General features: G+C 75.8%; 14 protein-coding genes. 8 read left to right on the forward strand and 6 right to left on the reverse strand.

The features are described from left to right. Positions 1–201: 201 nt before the first annotated feature. The gene (locus PH190_RS27385) at positions 202–849 is read left to right on the forward strand and encodes a maleylpyruvate isomerase family mycothiol-dependent enzyme (RefSeq protein WP_274234704.1); all 648 of its coding nucleotides are present in this window, start codon (positions 202–204) and stop codon (positions 847–849) included. An 8-nt stretch (positions 850–857) separates the two neighbouring features. On the opposite strand, the gene PH190_RS27390 is transcribed toward PH190_RS27385, so the two are convergent. Together PH190_RS27390 and PH190_RS27395 are read right to left on the reverse strand one after the other, a co-directional pair. Beyond that, positions 858–1,109 (reverse strand): hypothetical protein, encoded by a 252-nt coding sequence (locus PH190_RS27390; RefSeq protein WP_274234705.1) that lies wholly within the window; start codon positions 1,107–1,109, stop codon positions 858–860. A gap of 29 nt (positions 1,110–1,138) precedes the next feature. Continuing rightward, positions 1,139–2,293 (reverse strand): sodium:calcium antiporter, encoded by a 1,155-nt coding sequence (locus PH190_RS27395; RefSeq protein ID WP_274234706.1) that lies wholly within the window; start codon positions 2,291–2,293, stop codon positions 1,139–1,141. Positions 2,294–2,524: 231 nt separating this feature from the next. On the opposite strand from PH190_RS27395, the gene PH190_RS27400 reads away from it, so the two are divergent. After that, positions 2,525–3,931 carry a dihydrolipoyl dehydrogenase family protein gene (locus tag PH190_RS27400; RefSeq protein WP_274234707.1) on the forward strand — a complete coding sequence of 469 codons (1,407 nt, stop codon included), beginning with the start codon at positions 2,525–2,527 and terminating at the stop codon, positions 3,929–3,931. Here PH190_RS27400 and PH190_RS27405 read toward each other — a convergent pair. After that, positions 3,919–4,101 (reverse strand): hypothetical protein, encoded by a 183-nt coding sequence (locus tag PH190_RS27405; RefSeq protein ID WP_274234708.1) that lies wholly within the window; start codon positions 4,099–4,101, stop codon positions 3,919–3,921. The genes PH190_RS27400 and PH190_RS27405 overlap by 13 nt on opposite strands. A gap of 38 nt (positions 4,102–4,139) precedes the next feature. Between PH190_RS27405 and PH190_RS27410 the strand changes: the two genes are divergently transcribed. The 6 genes from PH190_RS27410 to ptsP all read left to right on the forward strand — a co-directional run bounded on the left by PH190_RS27410 (position 4,140) and on the right by ptsP (position 11,617). Continuing rightward, positions 4,140–5,174 carry a Kelch repeat-containing protein gene (locus tag PH190_RS27410; RefSeq protein WP_274234709.1) on the forward strand — a complete coding sequence of 345 codons (1,035 nt, stop codon included), beginning with the start codon at positions 4,140–4,142 and terminating at the stop codon, positions 5,172–5,174. 65 nt (positions 5,175–5,239) lie between these two features. Next, entirely contained in the window at positions 5,240–6,301 is a 1,062-nt protein-coding gene (locus tag PH190_RS27415; protein ID WP_274234710.1) for a glycosyltransferase, read from the forward strand. A 17-nt stretch (positions 6,302–6,318) separates the two neighbouring features. Next, positions 6,319–7,398, forward strand: a complete 1,080-nt coding sequence (locus PH190_RS27420; protein WP_274234711.1) for a M28 family metallopeptidase — start codon at positions 6,319–6,321, stop codon at positions 7,396–7,398. Between the two features lie 132 nt (positions 7,399–7,530). Then, positions 7,531–8,532, forward strand: coding sequence for a dihydroxyacetone kinase subunit DhaK (dhaK, locus tag PH190_RS27425; protein WP_274234712.1), 1,002 nt, complete (start codon positions 7,531–7,533; stop codon positions 8,530–8,532). Next, a complete protein-coding gene (gene dhaL / locus PH190_RS27430; protein WP_274234713.1) occupies positions 8,532–9,179 on the forward strand; it encodes a dihydroxyacetone kinase subunit DhaL in 648 nt (215 codons plus the stop codon). The genes dhaK and dhaL overlap by 1 nt, the downstream gene beginning before the upstream one ends. Continuing rightward, a complete protein-coding gene (gene ptsP, locus PH190_RS27435) occupies positions 9,176–11,617 on the forward strand; it encodes a phosphoenolpyruvate--protein phosphotransferase (RefSeq protein ID WP_274234714.1) in 2,442 nt (813 codons plus the stop codon). The genes dhaL and ptsP overlap by 4 nt, the downstream gene beginning before the upstream one ends. A gap of 7 nt (positions 11,618–11,624) precedes the next feature. On the opposite strand, the gene PH190_RS27440 is transcribed toward ptsP, so the two are convergent. The 3 genes from PH190_RS27440 to PH190_RS27450 all read right to left on the reverse strand — a co-directional run bounded on the left by PH190_RS27440 (position 11,625) and on the right by PH190_RS27450 (position 15,724). Continuing rightward, a complete protein-coding gene (locus PH190_RS27440) occupies positions 11,625–13,499 on the reverse strand; it encodes a serine/threonine-protein kinase (protein WP_274234715.1) in 1,875 nt (624 codons plus the stop codon). 59 nt (positions 13,500–13,558) lie between these two features. Further along, positions 13,559–15,205 carry a flavin-containing monooxygenase gene (locus PH190_RS27445; RefSeq protein WP_274234716.1) on the reverse strand — a complete coding sequence of 549 codons (1,647 nt, stop codon included), beginning with the start codon at positions 15,203–15,205 and terminating at the stop codon, positions 13,559–13,561. Positions 15,206–15,364: 159 nt separating this feature from the next. Then, a complete protein-coding gene (locus PH190_RS27450; protein WP_274234717.1) occupies positions 15,365–15,724 on the reverse strand; it encodes a hypothetical protein in 360 nt (119 codons plus the stop codon). Positions 15,725–16,250 lie beyond the last annotated feature (526 nt).

The following is a 16,250-nucleotide window of genomic DNA, read 5'->3' on the forward strand; positions in this document are numbered from 1 at the left end:
CGATCACGTCCGCGCGGGCCCGCGCGAGCGCCTCCCGCTCGGCCGCACCCACCGATTCGCTCATGTGTTCGACGGTAGCCCCGACCCCCGACAGTCGAGGCCGGAACGCTGAGACCCCCTCAGGAACCCACCGCCTCGCGCGATGAGTCCCGGCCCTCCCGCCCGTCCACCTCTCGACGCACCTACGCGGAAGGGACCCCCATGACCGCGACCGACCCGGCCGACACCGCGACCCTGCTCGCCGCCACCCGCACCGAGCGGGCCGCGCTCGCCGACGACCTCGCCGGCCTCACCGCCGCGGACTGGGCGACGCCGTCGCTGTGCGACCGCTGGTCGGTCGAGGACACCGTTGCCCACCTCACCGCCGCGGCCAGCGTCGGACCCTGGCGGTGGCTGCGCAGCGTGCTCGGCGCGCGCTTCGACTTCGACCTCCACAACGACCGGCGCCTGGCCGAGCAGCGCGGCGCGACGCCGGCCGAGACCCTCGCGCGGTTCCGGGCGATCATCGACAGCACGACGTCGACCTGGGGCCCGAAGGCGGCGTGGCTCGGCGAGGTCGTCGTGCACGGCGAGGACGTCCGCCGGCCCCTCGGGCTCGTGCGCATCCCGCCGGTGGCGACGACGACGCCGGTCGCGGACTTCTTCGCGTCCCGCGACTTCACGGTCAGCGGAAAGACGGTCTCCACCGGCCTGCACCTGCGCGCCACCGACGGCCCGTTCGAGGCCGGCGAGGGACCCGAGGTCACCGGCCCGACCCTCGCGCTCCTCATGGTCATGGCCGGTCGCGCAGCGCACCTCGACGACCTCGACGGCCCCGGGGTGGCGACGCTGCGGGAGCGCCTCAGGTAGACCGGGGGTCAGCCGTCATCGTCATCGTCGTCCCCGTCGGCGTCGGCGGGCTGCTCCGCCGGCGCCGGCTGCTGGACCTGCCCACCCGGCGCGGGCTGCTGTCCGGGGACGGGCGCCGGCGCCTCGACGACCTGCCCGGTCGCGGGGGCGTCGTCGTCGTCCCCGCCCGGGGCCTCCATCTGCGGGAACTGGAACACCAGCACCAGGCCGATGATCGCTGCGAGCACCGCGAGGCCGGCGCCGACCCGATCCTTCGTCATCCCTGTCCTCCTGGTCTCGACGGGCCGGTTCAGTCGTCGACCGGGACCTCGCCGAAGAGCACGAGGCTCAGGACGAAGTAGGTGACGTAGAGGGCGAGCAGGACGACGCCGTGCCAGCGCCGCAGGCGCCCGGTGGCGAGGAAGACCGCCGACAGCACGGTGAACACGAGCAGGACCGGCATGTGCCACGCGAGCGTGTCGTCGTCGACGAGGATCGCGCCGCCGATGAGCAGGACGATCCCGAGCTTGCCGGTCACCGAGAACACGACGCTGCCGATGACGTTGGCGATGCCGATCTCCGGCGCGCCACGCCGCGAGGGCTCGACGGACAGCAGGATGTCCTCGAGCGTCAGGGCCAGCGTGGCGATGGTGACGCCGAAGACGGTGCCCTCGATCTCGAAGTTCTCGAGGATGCCCTCGGTGCCCTGGCCGGCGATGAGCGCGCCGACGACGAGGCCGATGAGGGCGATCACCGCGAGCACGATCGTGCCCGCCGGCGAGGTCTGCCGGGCCTTGAGGAAGCCCTGGTCGACGTGCAGGTCGGGCGGGAGGTGGAAGCCGCCCCCGTTGTCGTCGCGGCCCTCGGGGCCGTCACCGCCCCGCGGGCCGCTGCCGGTACCGCTGCCGGTGCCGCCGTCGCCCGGGCCCTCGCGGGTGAGCGTGGCGGTGCCGCCCCCGCCCGCGCCGACGCCGGCCTTCTCGAGCTGCTCGTAGAGCTCGGCGTTGCGGAACACCGGGCGGCGCGCGGAGTACTCGCGGTAGGCGATCCAGCCGACGAACGCGACGAAGAGCAGCAGCAGGACGACGCCGATGCCCACCGACAGCGCGCCGGTCAGCGCCAGCGCGTACATGACGACGGGCGCGGCGACGAACAGCGCGAGGTAGCTCTTCGGCACGTCGACCGGGCAGGGCGCCACGATCGCCATCAGCGCGAGCACGATCCCGGTCATCGCGATCGTCGTCCCGATGACCGTGCCGAGCGCGACCTCGCTGAGGTCCTCGACGTTCAGCGCGATCCCGAACGCGAGGTCGTCGAACTCGATGCCGGTGAAGACCACGGCGATGAGGAACAGCGAGACCGCCCACCGGCTGGCGACGCCGACCAGGTAGCCGATCAGTTTCTCGGCGCTGTAGACGAGCACCGCGATGCCCAGGACGAACTCGATGATGGGTATCGCGGCCATGCGTCAGCTCCTCGAGTACGCCGATGTCACCAGAGATCGCGCCGTGGGTGATGGTGATCGGGATCATCCGTTGGTGCAACGGGTTGACGTGGGTCACAGATCCGCGTAGGGCCGGATGGCGCAGTGACGTCCGGACCGGGCGGGTGACGCCGTCGGCACGGGTGGCGCCCACGGGCGCGGGGCCCGGAGGATGCCCCCGACGCGCCCAGCCCGCGAGGAGGAGTCGGACGGATGAGCGACCTCGAGGTCGACGTCGTGGTGATCGGCGCCGGTCCGGTCGGCGAGAACGTCGCCGACCGCGCGCACCAGCAGGGCCTTTCGGCCGCCGTCGTCGAGGCACGCCTGGTCGGGGGCGAGTGCTCGTACTACGCGTGCATCCCGTCGAAGGCGCTGCTACGGCCGGTGGACCTGTACGCGGCGACGCAGCGCATGCCGGGCGTCGCCGAGGCCGTGTCGGGCGGCGTGGACGTCGCGGCGGTGCTCGCGCGGCGGGACGCGTTCGCCGCCGAGGACGACTCCGGGCAGGCGGACTGGCTCTCCGGCGCCGGGATCACCCTGCTGCGCGGGCACGGCCGCCTGGCCGGCGAGCGCGCGGTCGAGGTGACCCACCACGACGGTACGACCACCTCGGTCGCGGCCCGCTACGTCGTCGTCGCCACCGGCTCGACGCCGGCGCAGCCGCCGATCGACGGGCTGGACACGGTCGACGCCTGGACCAACCAGGAGGCGACGCAGGTCAAGGAGGTCCCGGCGTCGCTGCTGATCCTCGGCGGGGGCGTGGTCGGGGTCGAGATGGCGACGGCGTTCCGGCGGCTCGGCGCCCAGGTCACGCTCGTCCAGCACGGCGAGCGGCTCATCCCGGGCACCGAGCCCGAGGCCGGGCGCCGGCTGCAGGCCGCGCTCGAGGCCGACGGCGTCGACGTCCGGCTCGCGACGTCGATGACGGCGGTCCGGCGCGACGGCGACGAGGTCGTGGCGACGCTGGACGACGGGTCCGAGATCCGCGGGTCGGAGCTGCTCGTGGCCGCCGGCCGCCGGCCCGCCACGTCCGACCTCGGCGTCGACACCGTCGGGCTGGAGCCGGGCAAGCCGCTCGACGCCGACGAGAGCACCACGGTGCTGGGCGACTGGCTCTACGCGGTCGGCGACGCCAGCACCGGCGCGAAGCTGACGCACATGGGCAAGTACCAGGCGCGCATCTGCGGCGACGTGGTCGTCGCGCGCTCGCGGGGCCAGGAGCTGGGCGGGCGGTACTCCCACCACGCCGCCACCGCGGAGCACACCGCCGTCCCGCAGGTGATCTTCACCGACCCGCAGGTCGCGGCCGTCGGGTACACCGAGGCGGGGGCCCGCGACGCGGGGCTGCCGGTGCGCGCGGTGTCCTACGAGATCGGCAGCGTCGCGGGCGGGTCGCTGCACGCCGACGGGTACGACGGGTTCGCGACGATCGTCGTCGACACCGACCGGGGCGTGATCGTCGGCGCCACCTTCGTGGGGCAGGACGTCGCGGACATGGTCCACGCGGCGACGATCGCGATCGTCGGCGAGGTGCCGCTCGAGCGGCTCTGGCACGTCGTCCCGTCGTTCCCGACGATGAGCGAGGTCTGGCTGCGCCTGCTCGAGACCTACGGCCTGTAGCCCAGCGCGGTCCGCGTGGCGTCGTCGAGGCGGCGGGCGGCCTCGTCGTAGGACGTGTCGTCGGGCTGCAGGCTCAGCACGACGACGACGGTCGCGGAGCGTCCCACGGGCACGTTCGCACCGCCGGTGGTGGCGGCGGGCACCGTGGTGCCGGAAGCTGCACCGATCACCGGTGATCAGCGGTGACCGTCGTCGGAGAGGACCCCGCGTGCCCGGATTCGTCCCGACGGGCGCCCTGCTGACCCCGCGCTCGTCGTTCGCCGCGACGCGGCTCGACGACGGGCGGGTCCTCGTCGCGGGCGGCACCGCCCCCGGCGGGGCGGGCGTGCTCGACGCCGAGGTGTACGACCCCGCGGCCGGTACGTGGAGCGCCGCCGGCGCGCTGACCGGCGTCCACGTCGCGCCGCAGCTCGTCGCCACCGACCGGGGCGCCGCGGTGGTGGGCGGCGACCCGGGCGGGGTCGACGTCCTGCTCGAGACGTGGGACGCGGCGACGAACGGGTGGAGCGCGCACGTCGTCGAGCCCTCGCTGGCCGCCGCGGACGGCGTGCGGCGGGCGTCGGACCACCTCGACGTGCTGTGCGGCACCCGGGGACAGCCGGACCCGTTCGGGGCCGCGCGTCTCGTCGAGGTCGGCCTGGCCGACGGCCAGGTCAGGCCGCGGCCGACGCCCGGCTACAGCCGGTCCCACGCCTTCGTGACCACCCTGGCGGACGGCACGCTCCTCGCGTGCGCCGGCGTCGGGCTCGCCGTGGGCGCCGGCGGGGCGCCGGTCGAGTACGTCGCGCGGACCTCGGAGAGCCAGGACCCGGTGACCGGGGCGTGGACCCCGACCGGGCGCCTCGCCGTGCCCCACCTCACCGTCGACCGCTCCGGCCCCTACCTCGTCGCCCTCGGCACCGACGCCCTCCTCGTGGCCGGCGGCGACCAGGTCGACGGCCGCACCGACGTCGTCGAGCACTTCTCCGCCGCGACCGGGCGGTGGATGCTGCGGGCGCCGCTGCCCGACGCCCGCGACGGCCACGCCGTGGTCGCGCTCGGCGAGGAGACGGTGCTCGTCATCGGCGGGGAGACCGCGGACGGGGTGCGGGCGGACGGCTACACCTACGACGTCGCCACCGACGCCTGGAACGCGACCGACGCCATGACGCGGCCCCGCACCGGCCACGCGGCGGTGGCCCTGACCGACGGCTCCGTGCTCGTGGTCGGCGGCGCCGACGGGAGCTGCGAGCGCCTGAACTGAGAGCCCCCGCCGGGGATGACCGCGCCGGACAACGGGAACCAGCCCCGGTGCAGACGCTGCGGATCGTGCCGGACCTGCGGAGCTCGGTCGTCGAGGAGATGCCCGCGACCCAGGCCCTGCTGTTCACGTCGCGCCGCGCCGACGCCGACCCCGCCCTGCTCGCCGACCCGCGGGTGTCGCCCTTCACCCCGTGCCGGCTGGTCGCGGCGCTGCGCGACCCGGAGCTCGCCGTGCTCGAGGTCGCCGAGCCGCTGTGGACGGGGGAGTGGGTGCGGGCGCTGCGCTGGATCGCGCTCGCGAAGCTGCTCCGGCCGCGGATCACGGTCGCGACCTACGCCATCGAGAACCTCGACGCCCGCGCGCGCCTGGCCCCTCGCGCGCTGGCGCACCGGCCCGTCCTCGGGGCCGTGGTGACGCGCCTGGCCGTCGTCGCCATGGGTGTCTCGCTGCTGCTGGGGCTCGACGCCGTGGTGTTCGGGACGAGTGGCGCCGCCGAGAACTACCGGCGCGCGTTCGGGTGGGCGCTGCGCCGGACCCGCCAGACCGTGCTCACCCCGCGACTGAGTGCGTGCAGTGTCTGCGGCCCCCGGGTCGAGGACGTCACCCGCGAGCCGACGGTGCTCTTCCTCGGCACACCCAGCGAGCGCAAGGGCTTCGCGGTGCTGACCGCGGCCTGGGAGCGGGCCGGCGCGTCCGAGCGGGGCTGGCGGCTGGTGGTCGCCGATCCGAGCGGGGCGACCGACCGGGCCGTGCCCGCCGGGGTGTCGATCGTCGCCGACCCGCCGCGCGCGACCGTCCACGCCCTGCTGCGCACCGCCGCCGTCGTCGCGATGCCGTCGGTGCGGCGGCCGGGGTGGCGCGAGCAGATCGGGCTGCCCCTGGTCGAGGGCCTCACCCACGGCTGCCGCGTCGTCACGACCACCGAGACCGGCCTCGCCGACGACCTGCGCGACCACCCCCGCGTCGTGCTCACCACCCCCGGCGACGTCGCGGACCTCGCCGCCGGGCTGCGCCGCGCGATGGACGCCGACGACCGCCCCGCCCCGCCCGGTCCGCGGGGCGCCACGAAGAGCGACGTCGTGGCCTGGTGGCTCGATCCCCTTGACACGTCCGCGGATCGGCGCTGATCTCCTCACGAGGGGGGATGAGCGTGATCGGCTGGCGACGGCGTCTCGGGGTGGTGCTGGCGGGCGCCGCGCTGCTGGCGGCGGGGTGCTCGGGCGGTCCCGACCGGTCCGCGCCGGCCCCGTCCGACCCCCCGTCCGACCCGCCGTCCGACACCCGCCTCGCCGAGCAGCTCGCCGCGACGACCAGCGGCGACGCCGCGTTCGTCCACCTCCGGGCGCTGCAGGGGGTCGCCGACCGGAACGGCGGGCAGCGCGCCGCGGGCTCGCCGGGCTACGACGCGAGCGTGGAGTACGTCGCCGGGGTCCTGCGCGACGCCGGGTTCCGCGTGGAGACGCCGGTCGTGACCGTCGAGTCCGACGAGGGCCCGCCGATCACCACGCGCAACGTCGTCGCGCAGACCACCACCGGACGCACCGACGAGGTGGTGCTCGTCGGCGCCCACCTCGACAGCGTCCCCGAGGGCCCCGGCATCAACGACAACGCCAGCGGGTCGGCGGCGCACCTCGACGTCGCGCTGGCCCTCGGCAGCGCACCGCCGGTGCAGAACGCCGTGCGGTTCGTGTGGTTCGGGGCCGAGGAGGACGGGCTGCTCGGCGCCCAGGCCTACGTCGACGGCCTCACCGAGGAGCAGCGCCGCGACATCGCCCTGATGCTCAACACCGACATGATCGGCTCGCCCAACGCCGCCTACCTCACCTACGACGGCGACGACGCCGACCGCACGGCGGACGATCCCGCGCCGCCGGGCTCCGCCGTCATCGAACGCCGTCTCAAGGCGCGGCTCGCGGCGATCGGCGTCCCGGCCGGGGACGTCGACCTCGCCGACGACTCCGACTACGGCCCGTTCGTCGACGCCGGCATCCCCGCCGGTGGCGTGAACACCGGCGACGCGCCGCTCAAGACCCCGGAGCAGGCGGCACTGTGGGGCGGCGAGCCCGGCGTGCCCTACGACCGCTGCTACCACCGGGCGTGCGACACCCTGACCAACATCGACCGCGTCGCGTTCGACCGGATGGTCGACACCATCGCCTTCGGCGTCGGCCTGTTCGCGGTCGATCTCGGTGGCGTGCCGGACCGCGCCGCCCGTGACCGGTAGTGATCGCGCCGGCGCGCGGGGTACCGAGTGCGGATACCTCTGGTCTCGCCCCACCCCGACGGAGTGGAATCACGTCTCGCCGCGCTCGTCCGTGAGCCCCGCGTCGGGCTAGAGAGTCCCAGGAGTGGAACCGTGAAGAAGCTGCTCAACGACCCGGCCGACCTCGTCGCGGAATCGCTGCGCGGGGTGGAGCGTGCGCACCCGGAGCTGCGCATCGACCACGAGAACCGGATCCTCTACCGCGCCGACGCTCCCGTGTCGGGCAAGGTCGGGCTGCTCTCCGGCGGGGGCAGCGGCCACGAGCCCGCGCACGCCGGGTTCATCGGCCCGGGCATGCTCGACGCGGTCTGCGCCGGCGAGGTCTTCACCTCCCCCGTGCCCGACCAGATGGCCGAGGCCACCAAGAACATCGACGGCGGCGCGGGCGTCCTGCACCTCGTCTGGAACTACACCGGCGACGTCATGAACTTCGACATGGCCGCCGAGCTCGCCGCCGCGGAGACCGACACCGAGGTCCAGGCGGTCGTCATGAACGACGACGTCGCCGTCGAGGACAGCCTGTTCACCGCCGGCCGCCGCGGCACCGGCGCCGCGATCGCCGTCGAGAAGATCGTCGGCGCCGCCGCGGACCAGGGCCGCAGCCTGTCCGAGCTGGCCGACCTGGCCCGCCGCGTCAACGACAGCTCCCGCAGCATGGGCATGGCGCTGACGTCCTGCACCGTCCCGGCGAAGGGCACCCCGACCTTCGACCTCCCCGAGGACGAGATCGAGATCGGGATCGGCATCCACGGCGAGCCGGGCCGCCGGCGCGTCCCGCTCACGTCCGCGCACGAGATCGCCCAGATGCTCGTCGACCCGATCCTGGCCGACCGCGACTTCACCGGCGGCGAGGGCGTGTTCGTGTTCGTCAACGGCATGGGCGCCACCCCGCAGCTCGAGCTGTACCTGATGTACAACGAGGTCGCCGCGCTCCTCGACAAGGCCGGGATCGTCCCGGTCCGCTCGCTGGTGGGGCCCTACGTCACCAGCCTCGACATGGCGGGCTGCCTGGTGTCGATCACCCGTCTCGACGACGACATGCTCCGGCTCTGGGACGCCCCGGTCGCCACCGCCGGCCTGCGCTGGGGCATGTGATGGCGGGGGTCGACACCGACGCCCTGCAGCGCTGGCTGCGCGCGTTCGCCGCGTCGGTGGCCGCGGAGAAGGACGCCCTGACCGGCCTCGACGCCGCGATCGGCGACGCCGACCACGGCGCCAACATGGACCGGGGCATGGCCGCGGTGGTCGCCTTCCTGGACGCGACGCCGCCCGCGGACCCGGCGGCGCTGTTCAAGCAGACCGGGATGACGCTGGTGAAGTCGGTCGGCGGAGCCAGCGGCCCGCTCTACGGCACCCTGTTCCTGCGCATGGCCCCCGCCACCGGCGGCGCCGCGGCGCTGGAGCCCGACGTGTTCGCCAAGGCGCTGCGGGCCGGGCTCGACGGGGTCGTCGCGCGCGGGAAGGCCGAGCCCGGGGACAAGACGATGGTCGACGCCCTCGCCCCGGCCCTCGACGCGCTCGACGCCGCCCTCGCCGCGGGGGAGTCCCTCGCGGCGGCGTTGCGGGCGGCCGCGGACGCCGCCGAGCGGGGCCGCGACGAGACGACGCCGATGCTCGCGCGCAAGGGGCGGGCGAGCTACCTCGGCGAGCGCAGCATCGGCCACCAGGACCCGGGCGCCACCTCCGCGGCGCTGCTCGTCGCCGCGGCGGCCTCGGCCGTCGCCGACCAGGAGGCCGCGTGACGGTCGGGATCGTCGTGATCTCCCACAGCCGGGCCCTCGCGGAGGCGGCGGTGGCCCTGGCCGGGGAGATGGACGCCGGCGGCGGCGTGCCGGTCGAGGTCGCCGCCGGCGCCGACGACGGGGGCTTCGGCACCGACGCCGTCGCCATCTCCGAGGCGCTCGCGAGCGCCGACCAGGGCGACGGCGTCGTCGTGCTCATGGACATGGGCAGCGCCGTGCTCTCCGCGGAGCTCGCGCTGGAGCTGGTCGACGACGAGGTCCGCGAGCGGGTGGTGCTGTGCCCGGCGCCGCTGGTCGAGGGCCTGGTCGTCGCCGTGGTCAGCGCCGCCGGCGGGGCGTCGGCGGGCGAGGTCGCGGCGGAGGCGGGGGACGCGCTGGCGGCGAAGTCGGGCCACCTGGGCGGCCTGGACGGGACAGCCCCCGCCGCGGCCGTCCCCGCGCCGGCGCCGGCCGGCGCGGGCGAGGAGACCGGCACCTTCACCGTCCGGATGCCGCACGGGCTGCACGCGCGCCCGGCGGCGGCGCTGGTCGCGGCGGTGCGGGCTCTCGACGCCGACGTGCGCCTGCGCAACGTCACCCTCGAGGGCCCCGAGGTGTCGGCGGCGAGCATGTCGAAGGTGGCGACCCTCGGCGCGCTCCAGGGCCACGAGGTCGCCGTCCGCGCGTCGGGTCCCGACGCCGGCCGGGCGGTGCACCGGCTGCAGGAGCTCGCCGAGGACTCCTTCGGGGAGACGGCGCCCGCGGCACCCGCGCCGGCGCCGGCCGCCCGGGGGACGGGGCGCCCGATCCCCGCCTCGCCCGGGGTGGGGATCGGCGCGGTGAGCGTCGCGGCGCCCGCCGGGATCACGCTCCCCGCGCCCGTGGCCGGCACCCCGGCCGAGCAGCGCGCCCGCCTCGACGAGGCCCGGGCGCGCGGCCGCGAGCACCTGCGCGCCGTCCGCGACCGGGCGGCCCGCGAGATCGGCGAGGCCGAGGCGACGATCTTCGACGCCCAGCTGCTGCTGCTCGACGACCCCGACGTGCTCGCCGACGCCGAGACCCGCATCGAGGGCGGGGCGGACGCCGCGGTGGCGTGGGCGGACGCCATGGACGCCGTCGAGGCGGCGCTCGCCGCGGCCACCGACGAGTACCTGCGCGGGCGGGCGCGCGACGTGCGCGACGTGCGCGACCAGGTGCTGGCCGCCCTGGGTGGTCACGCCGAGCAGGCCGCGGCGTCCGACGGCGTCCTCGTCGCCGACGACCTCACGCCCGCCGACGCGGCGGCCATCGAGCCGGGACGCACGCCGGCGGTGGTCCTCGCCGGCAGCAGCCCCACCGCGCACGCGGCGATCCTGCTGCGCGCCCGGGGCGTGCCCGCGGTGGTCGGGGTGGGCGCCGAGCTGGCGGCCCGCGCGCGGGAGGCCGGGGTGCTCGCCGTCGACGGCACCACCGGCGAGCTGGCCGTCGACCCCGACGAGACCGTCCTCGCCGACTTCCGCGCCCGCGCCGCCGCGCACACCCGACGCCGCGACGACGCGCTGCGGCGAGCGCACGAACCGGCGGTCACCCGGGACGGCACCACCGTGCTCGTCGGCGCCAACGTCGGCTCCGTCGACGACGCCGCGGCGGCGGTCGGGGCCGACCTCGCGGGCCTCGTGCGCACGGAGTTCTCCTTCCTCGACCGGCACGACGCGCCCGACGTCGACGAGCAGGAGGCGGCGTACCGCGCGATCGCCGAGGCGATGGGAGGGCAGCGCATCACCCTGCGCACCCTGGACGTCGGCGGTGACAAGCCGCTGGACTACCTGCCGATGCCGGCCGAGGCGAACCCGTTCCTCGGGGTCCGCGGGCTGCGGCTCGCGCTCGCCCGCCCGGAGCTGCTCGCCGACCAGCTCGAGGCCGTCGTGCGGGTCGCCCACGACCACCCGGTCGACGTCATGTTCCCGATGGTCAGCACGGTCGACGAGCTCGACGCCGCCCGCCGGGCGCTCGACGGCGCGGTCGAGGCCGTCGGCCGGGGCCGCCCGGACCTGCGCGTCGGGATCATGGTCGAGGTGCCGGCGGCGGCCCTCAAGGCGGCCTCGTTCGCGCCGTCGGTCGACTTCCTCTCGATCGGCACGAACGACCTCACCCAGTACGCCCTGGCCGCCGAGCGCGGCAACGAGGACCTCGCCGCCCTCGCCGACGCCCTCGACCCCGGGGTGCTCGCGCTGATCGCGGCGACGGTCGCCGGGGCGGGCGACGACGTGCTGGTCGCGGTGTGCGGGGAGGTGGCCGCCGACGAGCAGGCGGTCCCGCTGCTGCTCGGGCTGGGCGTGCGCGAGCTGTCCGTCGCCCCCGCCGCCGTCGGCGTCGTCAAGCAGGCGGTGCGGGAGGTGGACCTGGGCGCGGCGGGGGAGCTTGCCCGCACGGCGCTGACGTGCCCGGACGCGGCGGCGGTGCGGGGGCTGCTCGGGTAGCGCGCCGCTACGAGGGCGGGCGGGAGACGTCGTCGACGGTCAGCGTCCCCAGGTCGGTGTTGGCGATCCAGACCTCGGTGCCGTCCGGCGACACGGCGAGGGCGACGCCGTCCGCGTACTCCTCGACGAACCATCCGCTGGTGACCGCGAGCGTCGCGACGTCGACGGCGGCGAGCACCGGCGGGTCGGTGGCCAGCGTCGCGAACACCCGGGTGCCGTCGCGGGCGACCGCGAGCCCCGACACCGGACCGGGCAGGGCCACCTCGTCGACCGGGGTGGTGCGGCGGGGGTCGACGACGGTCAGGGCGTGTCGCGGGTCGGTGCTGCCGAGGTAGACCACGTCGCCGTCGGGTGCGGCGACCGCGAGGTGGGCGGGCGCGCCGAGGCGGATCGACGTCGCGGGGGCGCCGGTCCGGACGTCGACGACCTCGGCGGTGGATCGGCGGTCGTCGACGGCCAGCAGCCGGGAGCCGTCGGTGCCCGCCGCGAGGTCGGTGGCCCGGCGGTCGAGCCGGCCCACCACCCGCCCGGTCGCCAGGTCGACGACCGCGACGCCGCTGCGGACCGGGACGAACACGGTCGTCCGGCGGGCGTCGACCACCGGCGCCCCCACCGTCGGCTCGGGCAGCGGGACGGTGGCCGTGACGGCCGAGCGTCGCAGGTCGACCACGACGAGCTCGTCACCCGCGCGACGGGTGGTGGCCACGAACAGCCGCTCCCCGGCCGCGTCGGCGACGGCGCCGACGGTGCGGCCGTCGCCGAGCCGGATCTCCGTGATGACCGTGCGCCCGCGGACGTCGAGCACCGTGACCGTCCGGCTGCCCGCGTTGGCGATGACGGCCTCGGTGCCGCTCGCGGTGAAGGCGACGGCGACCGGGCCGACGCCGATGGAGATGCCGGTCCCGGTGTAGCGGCGCACGGCGGCGACACCCGCGACGAGCACGACGGCGACGAGGGCGACGACCAGGGCGCGGCGGAACCACGGCGGCCACGGCCAGGGCGTCAGGGAGGACCAGCGGTGCGGCGCGACGACGCGGTCGGTCGGCGCCGTCTCCGGCGGGGGCAGGGGAGCGGTCGGCCGGCGGCGCAGGGCCGCCGCCGCGTCCGCGGCCAGGGCGCCGGCCCGCGCGTACCGCGCCCCGGGGTCCTTGGCCATGCCGCGCGCGACCACCTCGCCCAGCGCGGCGGGGACGTCGTCGGGCAGGACCGGGGGCGAGCGGTAGAGGTGCGCCCCGACCAGCGCCGACGCGTCCCCGTCACCGAACGGCGCCGTCCCCGTGAGGCACTCGTGGAGGACGCAGGCCAGCGCGTACACGTCGGACCGGGCGTCCGCGGGCTCGGCGCGCAACCGCTCGGGCGCCATGTAGGCGAGCGTGCCGATCACCACGCCGTCCTCGGCGGCGAGGCTCACCGACCCCGCGGCGCGGGCGATGCCGAAGTCCGCGAGGTGGGCGAAGTCGTCCGGGCCCACGAGGACGTTCGACGGCTTGACGTCGCGGTGCACGAGCCCCGCGGCGTGGGCGGCGTCGAGCGCGGCCGCGACCTGGGTGATCAGCGCGACCGCGCGGCGCGGCTCGATCGGTCCGGACCGGAGCAGGGTGCCGAGGTCGGTGCCGTCGATGAGCCGCATGTCGAGGTAGAGCTGGCCGTCGATCTCGCCGTAGTCGTGCACGGGCACGACGTGCGGCTCCCGCAGCTCGGCGGCCGCCTCGGCCTCGCGGCGGAACCGCTGCCGGTAGGCCTCGTCGGCGCCGAACCGGGGGTGCAGGAGCTTGAGGGCGACCCAGCGCGAGCGACGGGTGTCCCACGCCCGGAACACCTCGCCCATCCCGCCGCTGCCCAGCGACCGGCCCAGCCGGTAGGGACCCAGCTCGGCGGTCACGCGGCCCAGCGTCCCCGAGCGGCGACGCGGTCACCAGCGTCCGTCGGCGTCAGGGAGCGTCAGGCGGGCGCGGTCGCCTCGGCGCGACTGAGCGCGAAGCCCTCGTAGCCCTTCGCGGCGACGTCGTCGCAGATGCCGCGGTAGACGCCGACGCCGCCGACGTAGGGATAGAGGCTGCGGTGCTTGCCGGGGATGTTGGCCCCGACCCACCACGAGTCCGCGCGGGGCAGGAGCGTCATCCCCGTGACCTCGTCGTGGTGGGCGACCCAGCCGTCCTCGGCCTCGACGGTCGGCTCGATGCGCTCCACGCCCTGCTCGTGCAGGTGGCGCAGGCAGTCGGCGATCCAGTCGACGTGCTGCTCGATCGAGACCGGCATGTTGGACAGCACCGACGGGCTCTGCGGGCCGGTGATGATGAACAGGTTCGGGAAGTCGTGGGTGGCGATGCCGAGGTAGGTCCGCGGGCCCTGCGCCCACTTGTCGGCGAGCGAGAGCCCGCCGCGCCCGGTGATGCCGAGCTTGTAGAGCGTGCCGGTCATGGCGTCGAATCCGGTCGCGTAGACGATGCTGTCGACCTCGTACTCGCCGTCCGCGGTCCGCACGCCCGTCGGCGTGATGGCCTCGATCGGCGAGCGCCGGACGTCGACCAGGGTCACGTTCTCGCGGTTGTAGGTCTCGTAGTAGCCGTTCTCCAGCGGCGGGCGCTTGGTGAAGAACGGGTGGTCCTTCGGCGCGAGCATCTCGGCGATCTCCGGGTCGTGCACCCGCTCCCGGATCTTGTTGCGGAGGAACTCGGCGGCCGTCTCGTTGGCGTCCTCGTCGAGGAGCAGGTCGTTGAACGTCGTGCCGAGTCGGAAGCCGCCCTGCGCCCACGCCTCCTCGAAGATCACTTGGCGCTCGTCGTCGGGGACGGACAGGGCGGTCCGCTCGGCGACGTCGTAGGGGAAGCCGAAGGCCGTCTCGCGGGTCCGCGCCCAGATCCGCGGGTAGTCGTCCTTGATCTTCCGGTCGAAGTCCTCGGTGACCGGGTGGTTGCCGCCGGCGATGTCGTAGTTCGGCGTGCGCTGGAAGACGGTGACGTGCGCGGCCTCCTGGGCGACCTCCGGGATGAGCTGCACGCCCGTGGCCCCGGTGCCGATGACGGCGACGCGCTGCCCGGTGAAGTCCACGCCCTCGTGGGGCCAGAGCCCGGTGTGGTACCAGGCGCCCTGGAAGCTGTCGCGGCCCGGGAAGTCGGGCAGGTTCGTCGTCGACAGGCAGCCGACCGCGGTGATGAGGAAGCGCGCCGTGATGCGCTCGCCGCCCGCGGTCCCGACCGTCCAGCGCCCGGCGTCGTCGTCCCACGACGCACTCGTCACGGTCGTGCCGAAGCGGATGTCGCGGCGCAGGTCGAATCGCTCGGCGACCGTCTGCAGGTAGCGCAGGATCTCCGGCTGGGTCGCGAAGCGCTCGCTCCACGTCCACTCCTCGAGGAGGTCGGTGGAGAGCCGGTCGGAGAAGCTGTAGAAGTAGCTCTCCGAGTCGCACCGCGCGCCCGGGTACCGGTTCCAGTACCAGGTGCCGCCCACGTCGTCGGCGGCCTCGAGCACCAGCGCCGACAGCCCGAGGGAGTCGCGCAGGCGGTGGAGCATGTAGAGGCCGGAGAACCCGGCCCCGATCACGAGAGCGTCGAGATCGCTGCGGTCGGTCGACACGGCATCGGACATCGGTGTCCTCCTCGTCCGGCGTCCCGACGGACGCCGTCGGCGCACGCCCGCGGTCGCCGGCCCCCGAGGACCGGCGTGTGTCGAGCGTCACCACATGGTGACGGAGAGGCGTCGGATCCTCGACCGCCGGACGGCCGCTGCATCGGTCCGCCGGGCCGCTCAGGCCGCTGCGACGGGCTCCTCGGCCGGCTCGAGGGCGGCCGCGACGGCCCGGACGGCGTCGGGGTGGGTCAGCAGCGCGAGGTGCCCGACGCCGACCTCGACGTTCTCGGCGTGCGGGTCGGCGCTGGCCTGCCAGGGCACCGCCGCGTCGTGGCGGCTGTAGATGCTGGTGAACCGGACGCCGGGCGCGGTCGGGGCGCGCAGCCCGGCGCGGAACTCCGCGCAGCAGGACCCGGTCAGGCACGACAGGCGCGCCAGGCCCCGGACCCCGACCGTCCCGGCGGCGACGACGCCCGCGGCCTGCAGCAGCAGCGGCCAGCGCAGGCCGTAGAGGTCGAACGGACTGCCCAGCGTCACCAGCGACGCGACGCACCCGGCCGTCGTCGGCCGGGCCGCCGCGACCCGCGCGAAACTGCCCGCCGCGGCTGTGCCCGACGACCCCGACCCGGCCGCCCACGGCGTCGGCGGCCTCGACGACGCGGGCGCTGACGGCGTCGACGGCGGCGCCCGCGCAGCCCAGCCCGGCCGCGCTGGTGACGGTGGCGACCTCGTGCCCGTGCCGCTCGAGGCGACGCGCCAGCGGCAGCAGGACGGGCTCGGTGGCCGCCATCCCGCCGACCAGCACCACCGGCCCGCCGTCCGCGCGTTCCCGGGGGTCGCGGTCGTCGTCCACGTCGTCGAGCAGCGCCATCACCGCGCGCCCGGCCCGCTCCAGGACGGCCGTGACCGCCTGCTCCCAGCCCACCTGTGTCATCGGTCGACCTCCTGCCCCTCGCGCGGCGGCTGCACGGTCAACCGATCCCGCTGGCTACCCGCCCGGGCCCGCGGCCGCACCCGGGCGTGTGGGAGGCCGGAGGGGCGGGGACACCTCCCGGGTTCGTGA

Source organism: Actinomycetospora straminea (genome assembly GCF_028737255.1).
Taxonomy (GTDB): Bacteria; Actinomycetota; Actinomycetes; order Mycobacteriales; family Pseudonocardiaceae; genus Actinomycetospora; species Actinomycetospora straminea.